Source organism: Pseudonocardia broussonetiae, assembly GCF_013155125.1.
GTDB lineage: Bacteria > Actinomycetota > Actinomycetes > Mycobacteriales > Pseudonocardiaceae > Pseudonocardia > Pseudonocardia broussonetiae.
On the sequence record NZ_CP053564.1, the window covers coordinates 5,371,616 to 5,384,263 of the forward strand.

The window sequence follows — 12,648 nt, forward strand, 5'->3', positions numbered from 1 at the left end:
GCGGGTGCCCGGCGCGGAGGCGACGAAACCGCCCCGCCGGATGCGGCGCATGGACCGGCGGTGATCGGGAAACCGCCGCCATGGTCTCCCGCACCCAGGACGACGCGCCGCTGCGCCGCGCCCTCGACGGCCGCCTGCTGACGCTGTTCGTCGTCGGCGACGTCCTCGGCGCCGGCATCTACACCCTCGTCGGCGAGGCCGCGGGCCGCGCGGGCGGTGCGCTGTGGCTCGCGCTGGCCGTCGCGCTCGGGCTGGCGCTGCTCACCGCCGCGTCCTACGCCGAACTCGTCACGCGCTTCCCCCGGGCGGGCGGGGCCGCGGTGTTCGCGCGCCGGGCCTTCCGCAGCGAGGCCGTCGCCTTCCTCGTCGGGTTCTGCGGGATCGCGGCGGGCGTCACCAGCGTCGGGGCGCTGGCGGTCGCGTTCGGCGGGGAGTACCTCGCCGCGCTGGTCGCGCTGCCGCCCGTGCCGGTCGCCGTCGGGTTCCTCGTCGTGCTCGCCCTGCTCAACGCCCGCGGCATCACCGAGTCGATGCGCGCCAACATCGTGATGACGCTGCTAGAGTCGGCGGGGCTGGTGCTGATCGTCGTGCTCGGGGCCGTGCTCGTGGGCCGCGGCCAGGCCGACCCGGCGCAGCTGTCGGTGGTGCCGGGCGAGGGCGCGGGCGGGGTGGCCGCGGCCGTCGTCGCCGCCGCGGCGCTGACGTTCTACTCGTTCGTCGGGTTCGAGACCTCCGCGAACATGGTCGAGGAGACCGTCGACCCCCGCCGCACCTTCCCGCGCGCGCTGTTCGGCGGGCTGCTGCTGGCCGGGGCGCTGTACGTGCTGGTCGGGCTGACCGTCACGCTCACCGTCCCGCTCGACCGGCTCGCCGGCTCGACCGGGCCGCTGCTGGAGGTCGTCCGGATCGCCGACGTCGGCATCCCGCTCTGGCTGTTCTCCGTGGTCGCGCTCGTCGCGGTGACCAACACCGCCCTGCTCACCGGCATCTTCACCAGCCGCCTCGCCTACGGCATGGCCGAGGACGGGCTGCTGCCCCCGGTGCTGGCCCGCGTGCTGCCCGGGCGCCGCACGCCGTGGGTCGCGATCGTCGCGACGACCGCACTGGCGCTGGCCCTCGCTCTCACCGGCGACCTCGCCGAGCTCGCCGACACCGTCGTCCTGCTCCTGCTGGTGAGCTTCCTCAGCACCAACGTGGCCGTGGTCGTGCTGCGCCGCCGCGACGACGGCGAGCCCGACCACTTCCGCGTGCCGCTCGTGGTCCCGGTCCTCGGCGCCCTGTCGTGCGTGGCGCTGATGGCCCAGCAGTCCGGCGCGGTCTGGCTCCGCGCCGCCCTGCTGCTCGGGCTCGGCGTCCTGCTGTACGGGGCCGAGCGGCTGCGGCGGCGGACGGCGGAGCGGACGGCGGCCCGGTAGCGGGCCGCCGGTCAGCCCCGCGTGGCGGGCACCGGCACCAGCGCCCGCACCTGCTCGGCCACCACGACGTCCTCGCGCGCGGTGACCACCACCGTCCGGGCCGGTGCACCGGGAGCGCTGACGTCGGCGTCGCCGCCGGCGGCCTCGTTGGCCGCCGGGTCCAGCGCGAGGCCGAGGAACCCGAGCCCGTCGACGACCCGGGCGCGCAGGGCGGGCTGGTGCTCCCCCACCCCGCCGCTGAACGCCAGCACGTCGATCCCGCCCAGCGCCGCGGTCATGGCCGCGACCAGCGCGCGGGCGCGGTGGGCCCACACGTCGAGCGCGATCAGGGCGTCGTCGTCGCCGGTGGCGGCCATGCCGACGACGTCGCGCACGTCGGCGCTGCCGGCCAGCGCGAGGAGGCCGCTCTCGCGGTCCAGCGCCGGGCCGACCTCGTCGGCCGGGACGCCGCGGCGCACCAGGTACGGGGGCACCGACGGGTCGAGGTCGCCGCAGCGGGTGCCCATCACCAGTCCCGCCGTCGGGGTGAGGCCCATCGTCGTGTCGACCGAGCGGCCGCGGTCGACCGCGCACAGCGACGCGCCCGACCCCAGGTGCGCGGTGACGGTCCGCAGCTCCCCCACCGGGCGCCCGACGATCTCCGCGGCCCGGCGCGCCGACCACTCGTGGGCGAGGCCGTGGAAGCCGTAGCGGCGGACCCCCAGGCCGTGGCGCCAGCGGTCGGGCACGGCGTAGGTGTACGCGGCGGCGGGCAGCGACCGGTGGAACGCGGTGTCGAAGCACGCCACCTGCGCGACGCCGGGCAGCGCGGCGCGGGTGCGGCGCAGGGCGTCGACGGCCGGGGCCTGGTGCAGCGGCGCGAGGTCGGCGAGCGCCGCGATCGCGTCGACCACGGCGTCGTCGACGAAGGCGGGCCCGGTGAAGCGGGTGCCGCCGTGCACGATGCGGTGCCCGACGGCGTCGACTCCCCCCTCCGCGGCGCGGCGCTCGACGGCGTCCCCGGCGTCGGCGGGATCGACCGACTCGCTCCACACGGCCCGGTCGCCGTCGAGCAGCGACAGCTTCACCGACGACGACCCGGCGTTGACCACCAGCACCCGCGTCACGGGCGGGGGCCGCTCGGGTCCGGCCACACCCAGTCGCGCACGTCCGGCGCGTCCTCGCCGTGCAGGCGGGTGTGGCGGCGGCAGCGCAGCCGCTCGTCGAGCATGAACTGGCGCAGCGCGGCGTGCCGGACGGCGAGCCCGGGCACGCGGTCGATGACGTCGACGACGAGGTGGAAGCGGTCGAGGTCGTTGAGCATCACCATGTCGAAGGGCGTGGTCGTGGTGCCCTCCTCCTTGTAGCCGCGCACGTGGATGTTGCGGTGGTTGGTGCGCCGGTAGGTCAGGCGGTGGATCAGCCACGGGTAGCCGTGGTAGGCGAACACGACGGGCTTGTCGGTGGTGAACAGGCCGTCGAACTCGCGGTCGGACAGCCCGTGCGGGTGCTCGCGCTCGTCCTGCAGACGCATGAGGTCGACGACGTTGACCAGCCGCACCCTCAGCTCGGGCAGGTGCTCGCGCAGCAGCGAGACCGCCGCGACGGCCTCCAGCGTCGGCACGTCGCCCGCGCAGCCCAGCACGACGTCGGGCTCCTGCCCGTCGTCGTTCGACGCCCACGGCCAGATCCCGATGCCCCGGGTGCAGTGGGCGACCGCCTCGTCCATCGTCAGCCACTGCGGGCCGGGGTTCTTCCCCGCGACCACCACGTTCACGTAGTTCCGGGTCCGCAGGCAGTGGTCGTAGGTCGAGAGCAGGGTGTTGGCGTCCGGCGGCAGGTACACACGGACGATCTCGGGCTTCTTGTTGAGCACGTGGTCGACGAAGCCGGGGTCCTGGTGGGAGAACCCGTTGTGGTCCTGGCGCCAGACGTGGCTGGTGAGCAGGTAGTTCAGCGACGCGATGGGCCGGCGCCACGGGATGTGGCGGCACGCGGCGAGCCACTTGGCGTGCTGGTTGAACATCGAGTCGACGATGTGGATGAACGCCTCGTAGCAGTTGAACAGCCCGTGGCGGCCGGTGAGCAGGTAGCCCTCCAGCCAGCCCTGGCACAGCTGCTCGTTGAGGACCTCGAGCACCCGGCCGGCGCGCGCGGTGTGCTCGTCGCCGTCGCGGATCTCGCCGGTGAACTGCCGGTCGGTGGCGTCGAAGACGTCCTGGAGGCGGTTGGAGGCGGTCTCGTCCGGGCCCATGATCCGGAAGTCGTGCGGGTTGCGGCGCACGACCTCGGCGAGCCAGCGCCCGAGCACCGCGGTGGCGCCGACCGGGCCGGAGCCGGGCTCGGGGACGTCGACGCCGAACGCGGTGAAGTCGGGCAGGCGCAGGTCGCGCAGCAGCTCGCCGCCGTTGGCGTGCGGGGTCGCGCTCATCCGCTTCGTGCCGCGGGGCGCGAACGCGGCGATCTCCGGGCGCAGCGCGCCGTCCTCGTCGAACAGCTCCTCGGGCCGGTAGGAGCGCATCCACTCCTCCAGCTGGGCGCGGTGCCCGTCGTTCGTGCGGGTCTCGGCCAGCGGCACCTGGTGGGCCCGGAAGCTGCCCTCGACCTGCTTCCCGTCGACCTCCTTCGGCCCGGTCCAGCCCTTCGGCGTCCGCAGCACCAGCACCGGCCACGCCGGCCGCTCGACCTCCTCGCCCGCCTCGAGCTGCTCGGCCGCCCGCGCCCGCAGCCGGACGATCTCGCCCGTGATCTCGTCCATCACGCCGGCCATCCGCGCGTGGACCGCGGCGGTGTCCTCGCCGTCGAACCCGCCCTCCAGCACGTACGGGCGGTGGCCGTGGCCGCGGAGCTGGTCGAGCAGCTCGGACTCCGGGATCCGCGCGGCCACCGTCGAGTTTGCGATCTTGTACCCGTTGAGGTGCAGGATCGGCAGCACGGTGCCGTCGTGGACGGGGTGCACGAACTTGTTGGCCTGCCAGCTCCCCGCGAGCGCGCCGGTCTCGAACTCGCCGTCGCCGATGACGCACGCGACGAGCAGGTCGGGGTTGTCGAACGCGGCCCCGTAGGCGTGCGCCAGCGCGTAGCCCAGCTCGCCGCCCTCGTGGATCGACCCCGGCGTCTCGGGCGCCGCGTGCGACGGGATGCCGCCGGGGAAGGAGAACTGCCCGAACAGCGCCTTCATCCCCTCCGCGTCGCGCGGGACGTGGGAGTAGCGCTCGGAGTAGGTCCCCTCCAGCCACGCCGTGGCGACGACGGCCGGGCCGCCGTGGCCGGGACCGGTCACGAACAGCGCGTCGCCCTTCCCGCCGTTCCAGCCGTCGCGGCCGATGACGCGGTTGAGGTGGGCCCACAGGAACGTCAGGCCGGGGGTGGTGCCCCAGTGCCCCAGCAGCCGCGGCTTGACGTGCTCGGGGGCGAGCGGTTCGCGCAGCAGCGGGTTGTCCATCAGGTAGATCTGCCCGACGGAGAGGTAGTTGGCGGCCCGCCACCAGGCGTCGAGCGTCCGGAGGTCGGTGGTGCGGGCGGGAGTCGTCGCGGGGGCGGCCATGGGACGTGGCTACCCGCGCACCGCGCCCTCACCCCTGTGCGCACCCCGCTCGCCACCCGTCCGCCCCGGTTGCAGCAAGGCCACCTTCACGCAAGGAACCGTCCACAAGGTGGCCTTGCTGCAATACGGGGGACGGCGGCATGGACGCCCCCACCCCCGGGTACGCGGGCGGCCATGACGACCACCCCCGTCCGGCCGGAACCGGTGATCACCCCGGCCCGCACGGCGCGCGGCTCGCGGATCGCCCACCTGCTGCGCACCACCGATCCCAAGGACATCGGGGTGCTCTACCTGGTCACCGCGTTCACGTTCTTCCTCGTCGGCGGCGCGATGGCGCTGCTGATGCGCGGGGAGCTGGCCGTGCCGGGGCAGCAGTTCCTCTCCGGCGAGCAGTACAACCAGCTCGTCACGATGCACGGCACCGTGATGCTGCTGCTCTACGCGACGCCGATCCTGTTCGGGTTCGCCAACTACGTCCTGCCGCTGCAGATCGGCGCGCCGGACGTCGCCTTCCCGCGGCTCAACGCCTTCTCCTACTGGCTGTTCCTGTTCGGGTCGCTGATCGTGCTGTCGGGGTTCCTCACCCCGGGCGGCGCCGCCGACTTCGGCTGGTACGCCTACGCCCCGCTCTCCGGGCCGACCTACTCCCCCGGCCCCGGGGCGACGCTGTGGTTCTCCGGGCTGATCGTGTCCGGGCTCGGCACCATCCTGGGCGCGGTCAACATGGTGACGACGGTGATCTGCCTGCGGGCGCCCGGCATGACGATGTTCCGGATGCCGATCTTCTGCTGGAACATCCTGGTCACCTCGATCCTGGTCCTGGTGGCGTTCCCGATCCTCACCGCCGCCCTGTTCGGCCAGCTCGCCGACCACCACCTCGGCAGCCACGTGTTCGACCCCGAGCACGGCGGCGCGGTGCTGTGGCAGCACATGTTCTGGTTCTTCGGCCACCCCGAGGTCTACATCGTGGCGCTGCCGTTCTTCGGGATCATCACCGAGATCATCCCGGTGTTCAGCCGGAAGCCGTTGTTCGGCTACAAGACGATGGTGTTCGCGACGATCGCGATCACCGTCCTGTCGGTGGCGGTCTGGGCGCACCACATGTTCGCCACCGGCGCGGTGCTGCTCGCGTTCTTCTCGTTCACGACGTTCCTCATCGCGATCCCGACCGGCATCAAGTTCGTCAACTGGATCGGCACGATGTGGAAGGGGAAGATCACCTTCGAGTCGCCGATGCTGTTCGCCGTCGGGTTCCTGGTGACGTTCCTGTTCGGCGGGCTCACCGGCGTCCTGCTGGGCTCGCCGCCCCTGGACTTCCACCTCAACGACACCTACTTCGTCGTCGGCCACTTCCACTACGTGCTGTTCGGCACGATCGTGTTCTCCGTCTTCGCCGGGATCTACTTCTGGTTCCCGAAGATGACGGGCCGGTTCATGGACGAGCGGCTGGGCCGCGTGCACTTCTGGACGATGTTCATCGGTTTCCACATGACGTTCCTGGTGCACCACTGGCTGGGCCCGCAGGGCATGCCGCGCCGCTACGTCGACTACCAGCCGCAGGACGACTTCACGGTGCTGAACACCATCTCCTCGGTCGGTGCGTTCCTGCTCGGGATCTCGACGCTGCCGTTCCTGTGGAACGTCGCCCGCAGCTACCGCCACGGCCGCCGCACCACCGCCGACGACCCCTGGGGCTTCGGCAACTCCCTGGAGTGGGCGACGTCCAGCCCGCCCCCGCGGCACAACTTCCACGAGCTCCCGCGCATCCGCTCCGAGCGCCCCGCCTTCGAGCTGCACTACCCGCACCTGGTCGAGCGCTACCGCCGCGAGGCCCACGTCAGCCGAGCGACGCCGGCCGAGCGCGCGGCGCAGGGCGTGGGCCGCGAGCAGCAGCCCGACGACGACCCCACATCGCGCTGACCTGTCCGACCACCGAGAGACGACCCGAGAGGAACGCCGTGTCCGAGCGCACCGACCTGCCCCTGCCCGACTACGACCACCTGACCACCGGTGACCTCGCCGGCCGCGTGCGCACGCTGCCCGCCGGCCCGCTGCGCGAGCTGATCGCGCACGAGGAGGCGCACGGGAACCGCCTGCCGGTGCTGGAGGTGCTGCGCACCCGCCTGGCCGACGTCGAGGACGGCGCCCCGCTCTCGGGCGGCGACCCCGCGGCGGCCCGCCCGGAGCAGGCCCCCGCACCCGACGGCGGCTCCGACGTGAGCGAGGCGGGGGCCCAGGTGAACAACCAGCCGCTGCGCCACGGAGTCGCCGGTCAGACCCCGAACCGCGACATCCGCGGCCGCTGAGGCCGTCCGGCGCAGCGGGAGCAGGACCAGCAGCAGGAGTTTGATCTGCCGACCACGGGGCATCTGAAGGTCATGATGCTGAATCGGGCCCCCGGCGTGTACCGGGCCCAGAGCGACACCGAGGTCCTCATCGACGTGATGCAGCGCGGCGGCTACGCCGACGGCCGCCACGTGCTCGACGTCGGCACCGGCTCCGGTGCCATCGCCCTCGCGGCCGCCCGGGCCGGTGCCGCGTCGGTGACCGCGGTGGACCTGTCCGCCCGCTCCGTCGCCGCCGCACGACTCAACGCCCGCCTGGCCGGGCTCGACATCGACGTCCGCCGCGGCGACCTGTTCGCGCCCCTGACCGGGCGGCGGTTCGACCTCGTCGTCAGCAACCCGCCCTACGTCCCGGCGGTCACCGACCGCCTGCCGCGCCACAGTCGGGCCCGCTGCTGGGACGCCGGCGTCGACGGCCGGACGCTGATCGACCGGATCTGCGCGGGCGCGGGCGACGTCCTCACCCCCGACGGGCAGATCCTGCTCGTGCACTCCGCGCTGTGCGGCACGCAGGCCACCGTCGACGCGCTCGGCGACGCGGGCTTCGTGCCGTCGGTCCTCGCGCGCGTCACCATCCCGTTCGGCCCGGTGATGCGGGGCCGCGCCGCGATGCTGGAGGAGCGGGGCCTGATCGCCGAGGGCGAGCGGTTCGAGGAGCTCGTCGTCGTCAGCGGGATGCGCTGAGGTCCCTGCGGGACCGACCGGGGTGCGCGGGCGGACCACCGTGCCCGTACGGTCGACCCGTGCGAGGACGGCGGCGGTGACCCGACCCCCCGAACCCACCGCGGCACGCGCGCCGGACCCGTCCGGGGCGGCCGCGTTCGAGGACCTGCCCACCCCGGTCTGGGAGACCACGGGTCCCGACCACCGGGTCGGCACGGCCAACCGCGCCGCCCGGGAGCTCGTGGGCGGACCCTCCCCCCTGGGGCGGCCGCTGCACCGCGCGCTTCCCGGCCTCGACGCCGACGCCCTCGCGCGGGTGGCGGCGGTGCGCGCGGGCGGGGCGCCCGAGCGCGTGGTCTGGGTGATCGACCTCGACGGGCGGCGGGCGGTGCTCGAGGCCGACCTCGTCCCGGTCGCCCGACCGGGCCCCGACGGCGCGGGCGTGCTGGTCCAGGCCCGGGAGGTCGACGGCCCGGGCTCCGACCGCGCCGCCACGCGCACCGCGCAGCAGGCGCTGCTGCCCGGGACGCTGCCCGTGCTGCCCGGGTTCGAGCTGGCCGGCCGCTACGTCCCCGGCGCCGTGGCGACGGGTGGCGACTGGTTCGACGTGGTCGTGACCGACGACGGCGCCGTCGTGCTGCAGACCGGCGACGTCGTGGGCGACGGGCCGGCCGCCGCGGCCGCGATGGCCTCGCTGCGCGCGGTCCTGCGCACCGCGCTCGCCGAGGGCACCGGGCTCGCCGACGCGCTGGCCCTGCTCGACCGCGCCGCCGGCCGGGACGCCGACGGCCGCGGTGCCGCCGTGTGCGTCGTCGTGCTCGACCCGACCACCGGCGCGTTCGCCCACGCCCGCTGCGGCCACCCGGCCCCCGCGGTGCGGGGCGTCGACGGCGCCCTGCGCCTGCTCGACGCCGGGGGCGCCCCGCCGCTGGGCCTCGACGCCGCCCCGCCCGTCGTCGACCACGACCGGCTGGAGCCCGGGGAGACGCTGCTGCTGCACACCCGCGGCCTCCTCGCCCGGACGGGCGCGCTGCCCGCCGCCCTGCCCGTGCCCGCCCCCGGCGCGCACGGTCCCCGGGCCGCGGGTCCCGCCGACGCCGTCTCCGACGCGCTGCTGGGCGCGCTGCTGCCCCGCCCGCTCGACGGCGACGTAGCCCTGCTCGCCGCCCACCGCCGCGACGAGCCCGTCCGCGAGCTCCTGCTGGCGATGCCCGCCGACGTGGGGCGCCTCGGCGACCTGCGCGAACGGCTCACCGCGTGGCTCGACGCCCTGGACGTCGCCGTCGAGACGCTCACCGCCCTCCCGCTGGTCGTCACCGAGCTGGCCAGCAACGCCGTGGAGCACGCCTACGCCGATGTCGACGCGCCCGGGGAGGTCCGGGTGAGCGTCGTGCTCGAGCGCACCGGCGACGTCCGCGTCGTGGTGGAGGACGACGGGCGGTGGCGCCCGGACCCCGGACCCGGACCGGACCGGCACGCGGGCGGGCTGGGCCTGGTCGTCGTGCACGAGCTCGCCCGCACCGTCGACATCGACACCGGGTCCTCGGGCACCCGGGTCACCGCCGTCTGCGCCGCCCGCCGCCCCGCGGTCGTCAGCCGCGGCGCCGTACCGGCCCTGCGGATCGTCGGTGACCCGCTCACCCTGCACGACCGCCCCGGCACGCCGCCGGCCGTGGTCGTGGCCGGCCCGGTCGACACCGCGACCGTCGCGCAGCTGCGCGCGGCCGTGCTGCGGGTGTCGGCGGGGGGCACGCGCCCGGTGGTCGTGGACCTCACCGCCGCCACCGTCCTGTCCAGCGCCGGGGTGCGCCTGCTGCACGAGACCACCGGGTTCCCGGTGCCGCCGCAGGTCGTGGCGCCGGGCGGTACGCCCTCCGGGGAGGTCCTGCGCATGACCGGGTTCACCCGTCGGCCCGACACGGGGGGCCGATCCGGTGCCCGCACTTGACCCGCCCGCCCGCGGGCGTACGGTGGTCCCGGTCCGCACCGTCGGCTCCGAAGGGGATGCGGAGCGCTTGGACCCCTCCATTGTCCCACTGCACACCGTCCGCGTCGGCGACCCGGACGCCGACGACGTGGTCGTGTGCGAGGTCCGCGGCGAGATCGACGTGAGCAACGTCGGCGAACTGCACGCGGGACTCGCCGAGGCCTTCGCGCGCGGCCGGGCCGTGGTCGTCGACCTGAGCCGCGTGCACTTCTTCGCCTCCGCGGGTATCCGCGCCCTGTTCGACGCGTGCGCCGACCACTCGCCCGACCGCCCGATGGCCGTCGTGACCGGCCCGGGCGTGCGCACCATCCTGCGGATCTGCGGGCTGGCCTCGGTCGCGCCGTGCCTGTCCGACCGCGAGGCGGCCGCCCGGGCGTGCGGCGACGCGCTGTCCGGCCGGCGCAGCTGAGTCCGTACGTCCGCATCGCGGGATGCTCCCGTTCGGGGGCGCCGCTCCGTACGCGCGGTGCTACTGTCGGATCTTCCGCCGCTCCCCCTGACCCCGCGGGCGGCTCCAGCAGCACGTCCGTGGGGGTCTCGTGGCGCAGGGGTTGCAGACGATCGCGCAGGTGGACGGGGACGTCGGCAGGATCGAGCTGACGGGCGACCTCGACATCGCGACCGCCACCGAGCTGCGGTCCGCGCTGGCCGAGCTCGCCGGCGTCCCGATCACCGTCGTCGACCTCGAAGGCATCCTGTTCTGCGGCGCCCGCGGCATGCACGTGCTCGTCGAGGCCGCCGCCCACACCGCGACGCGCGGCGGCCGGTTCGTGCTGGTGCACTGCCCGCCGGCGGTCAGCACGCTCGTCCGGCTCCTGCACGTGCCCTGGCAGCCCTGGCCCGCCCCGGGCGACGTTCCCGGCAAGGACGACGACCCGGGCGTGGAGATCCTGCCCACCCGCACGATCGGCGTCCGCACGTCGACCCTAGGGTGAGGACCCCGCATCCGGCTCCCGGGAGGCTCCCCGTGGCGATCGACCCGGCCGCTCTGGCCGCGACCATCGCGCGCCTGGAACGGGTCACCCCCGCCGGGGGCGACGGCTCCCCCATCGGCGTGCCGGACCCCGCCCGGTTCGTCGACACCGTCGTGGCGTCGGCCGACGCGCTGTTCGCGCTGTCGGGCGTCGGGCTGATGTTCCTCGACGAGGACGACGCCCTGCGCTACGTCGCGGCCTCCGACGACGCCATCCGCGCCCTGGAGAGCGCGCAGGAGCAGCTCGGCGAGGGGCCGTGCCTGGACAGCCTGGTGCTGCGCGAGGTCGTCCACACCCGCGACCTGACGACCGACGAGCGCTACCGCTCGGTCGGCGCGATCGTCGGCCCGCTGGGCGTGCGGGCCGTGCTGGGCGTGCCGGTGGAGGTCGCCGGCATCGCGGTCGGCACGCTCAACGTCTACCAGGACCGCCCCCACGACTGGCCCGACGACGAGATCTACGCGCTGCGCGCGTTCGCCCGGGTGCTGGGCAGCGCGTTCGGTGCGCTCGTGTGGGCCCGCCGCAGCGACGCCCTGACCCGCCAGCTCCAGCACGCACTGGACAAGCGGGTCGTCGTGGAGCGGGCCATCGGCTTCCTCATGGCGCAGCGCGACATCGACGCGGTCGGCGCCTTCGACGTCCTGCGCCGGGCCGCCCGCAGCAGCCGCCGCACCGTCGGGGAGATCGCGGCTGGGGTCCTCGGCGGGGAGCAGCCCGAGGTCGACGCGCCCTCCCGCACGCGCGGGGCGATGGTGCGGGAGGTCGCCGACCGTCAGGCCGGCGGGTAGGGGCGCTCGCGCAGCACCGACGCCAGGTGCGCGGCGTTGGCCGCCAGCGTCGCCGTCGTCGACGCGACGGCCTCCGGGGTCTCCTCGAGGTCCTTGTAGTCGACGCCCTGCATGGCCTCGCCGTTCCAGTAGACGGCACCGTTGGCCGGTACGGAGAAGCCGATGTCGTTCAGGCCCTGGAACAGGTCGGCCGTGATCTTGTGCGCGCCGTCCTCGTTCCCCACGACGACCGCGACGGCGACCTTGCCGAACGTTGCCAGGCGGCCCTCGTCATCGGTGTTCGACAGCTCGGCGTCGAGGCGCTCCAGCGCGCGGTTGGCCACCGAGCTCATCGAGCCGACCCACGTCGGGGTGGCCACGACCAGGATGTCGGCGGCCAGGATCCGCTCGCGGACCTGCGGCCACTCGTCGCCGTCACCCATGTCGGCGAGCACGCCCGGCTTCACGTCCCGGTCCACGAGCCGGATCGTCCCGCCGGTGACGCCGTGCTTCCCCAGTGCGTCGAGCACCTGACCCGCGAGCAGGTCGGTGCTCGACTCCTCCGGGGAGGGCTTGAGCGTGCAGTTGAGGACGAGCGCGGTCAGGGAGGCTGGTGCGGTCATGATCGTGGCGTACCCGTCCGGGCCGGGGGCAACCACCGCGCCGAGCGGCGCTCGAGGGCGGTCAGCACCTGCAGGACGGTCGTGGCGGCCACGGGGCGCCAGGTCCCGGGAGCCGTCGCGGTGGCCAGGACGGCGGCGGCGACCGCGGGCGGGGCGAGCACCGCGACCGGGTCGCGGCGCCGGGCGCGCAGCCGCGCCAGCGCCGCAGGCGTGCCGCTGGCCAGGTTGACGGCCACGGCGAGCGCGTCGGGGGCGCCGGGGCTGCCGCGCCCCAGCGCCCGCGCGAGCGCCAGCGCCGACCAGGCCGCGAGGCTGGCGTCGTGGACGCGGTCGAGGGCACCGGTCACG

General features: G+C 74.9%; 12 protein-coding genes. 8 read left to right on the forward strand and 4 right to left on the reverse strand.

All coding sequences use genetic code 11. The features are described 5' to 3' along the window. The first annotated feature begins 80 nt into the window (after nt 1-80). On the forward strand, nt 81-1,415 hold the full coding sequence (locus HOP40_RS26020) for an APC family permease (RefSeq protein WP_172163123.1): 1,335 nt from the start codon (nt 81-83) through the stop codon (nt 1,413-1,415). A gap of 11 nt (nt 1,416-1,426) precedes the next feature. Here the strand turns inward: HOP40_RS26020 and HOP40_RS26025 are convergent, their stop codons facing one another. Both HOP40_RS26025 and HOP40_RS26030 read right to left on the reverse strand, forming a co-directional pair. Then, nucleotides 1,427-2,548 (reverse strand): acetate/propionate family kinase, encoded by a 1,122-nt coding sequence (locus HOP40_RS26025; RefSeq protein ID WP_240157284.1) that lies wholly within the window; start codon nt 2,546-2,548, stop codon nt 1,427-1,429. Next, complete coding sequence (locus tag HOP40_RS26030) at nt 2,518-4,941, reverse strand: phosphoketolase family protein (protein ID WP_172163126.1); 2,424 nt, start codon at nt 4,939-4,941, stop codon at nt 2,518-2,520. Before HOP40_RS26030 ends, HOP40_RS26025 begins: the two co-directional genes overlap by 31 nt. Nucleotides 4,942-5,115: 174 nt before the next feature. On the opposite strand from HOP40_RS26030, the gene ctaD reads away from it, so the two are divergent. The 7 genes from ctaD (at nt 5,116) to HOP40_RS26065 (ending at nt 11,698) form a co-directional block, all read left to right on the forward strand. Further along, nucleotides 5,116-6,861, forward strand: coding sequence for an aa3-type cytochrome oxidase subunit I (ctaD, locus tag HOP40_RS26035; RefSeq protein WP_172163129.1), 1,746 nt, complete (start codon nt 5,116-5,118; stop codon nt 6,859-6,861). Between the two features lie 38 nt (nt 6,862-6,899). Next, complete coding sequence (locus HOP40_RS26040; protein WP_172163132.1) at nt 6,900-7,247, forward strand: DUF8129 domain-containing protein; 348 nt, start codon at nt 6,900-6,902, stop codon at nt 7,245-7,247. Between the two features lie 75 nt (nt 7,248-7,322). Beyond that, a complete protein-coding gene (locus HOP40_RS26045; RefSeq protein WP_338053035.1) occupies nt 7,323-7,970 on the forward strand; it encodes a HemK2/MTQ2 family protein methyltransferase in 648 nt (215 codons plus the stop codon). Between the two features lie 76 nt (nt 7,971-8,046). After that, a complete protein-coding gene (locus tag HOP40_RS26050; protein ID WP_172163138.1) occupies nt 8,047-9,897 on the forward strand; it encodes a SpoIIE family protein phosphatase in 1,851 nt (616 codons plus the stop codon). 67 nt (nt 9,898-9,964) lie between these two features. Beyond that, a complete protein-coding gene (locus HOP40_RS26055) occupies nt 9,965-10,345 on the forward strand; it encodes an STAS domain-containing protein (RefSeq protein WP_172163142.1) in 381 nt (126 codons plus the stop codon). A gap of 160 nt (nt 10,346-10,505) precedes the next feature. Further along, complete coding sequence (locus HOP40_RS26060) at nt 10,506-10,871, forward strand: STAS domain-containing protein (protein ID WP_172163145.1); 366 nt, start codon at nt 10,506-10,508, stop codon at nt 10,869-10,871. Nucleotides 10,872-10,903: 32 nt separating this feature from the next. Then, nucleotides 10,904-11,698 (forward strand): GAF and ANTAR domain-containing protein, encoded by a 795-nt coding sequence (locus HOP40_RS26065; RefSeq protein ID WP_172163148.1) that lies wholly within the window; start codon nt 10,904-10,906, stop codon nt 11,696-11,698. Here HOP40_RS26065 and HOP40_RS26070 read toward each other — a convergent pair. Both HOP40_RS26070 and HOP40_RS35590 read right to left on the reverse strand, forming a co-directional pair. Continuing rightward, a complete protein-coding gene (locus tag HOP40_RS26070; RefSeq protein ID WP_172163151.1) occupies nt 11,683-12,300 on the reverse strand; it encodes a flavodoxin family protein in 618 nt (205 codons plus the stop codon). The two genes, HOP40_RS26065 and HOP40_RS26070, sit on opposite strands and share 16 nt — an antisense overlap. Then, nucleotides 12,297-12,647, reverse strand: coding sequence for a hypothetical protein (locus HOP40_RS35590; RefSeq protein ID WP_205346916.1), 351 nt, complete (start codon nt 12,645-12,647; stop codon nt 12,297-12,299). Before HOP40_RS35590 ends, HOP40_RS26070 begins: the two co-directional genes overlap by 4 nt. Between the last annotated feature and the right edge of the window lies 1 nt (nt 12,648).

What these genes read in the sequence shown, in the direction of transcription:
- HOP40_RS26030 (WP_172163126.1), bottom strand. Translation starts at nt 4,941, where the DNA reads ATGGCCGCCCCCGCGACGACTCCCGCCCGCACCACCGACCTCCGGACG.
- HOP40_RS26045 (WP_338053035.1), top strand. Translation starts at nt 7,323, where the DNA reads ATGCTGAATCGGGCCCCCGGCGTGTACCGGGCCCAGAGCGACACCGAG.
- HOP40_RS26020 (WP_172163123.1), top strand. Translation starts at nt 81, where the DNA reads ATGGTCTCCCGCACCCAGGACGACGCGCCGCTGCGCCGCGCCCTCGAC.
- ctaD (WP_172163129.1), top strand. Translation starts at nt 5,116, where the DNA reads ATGACGACCACCCCCGTCCGGCCGGAACCGGTGATCACCCCGGCCCGC.
- HOP40_RS26070 (WP_172163151.1), bottom strand. Translation starts at nt 12,300, where the DNA reads ATGACCGCACCAGCCTCCCTGACCGCGCTCGTCCTCAACTGCACGCTC.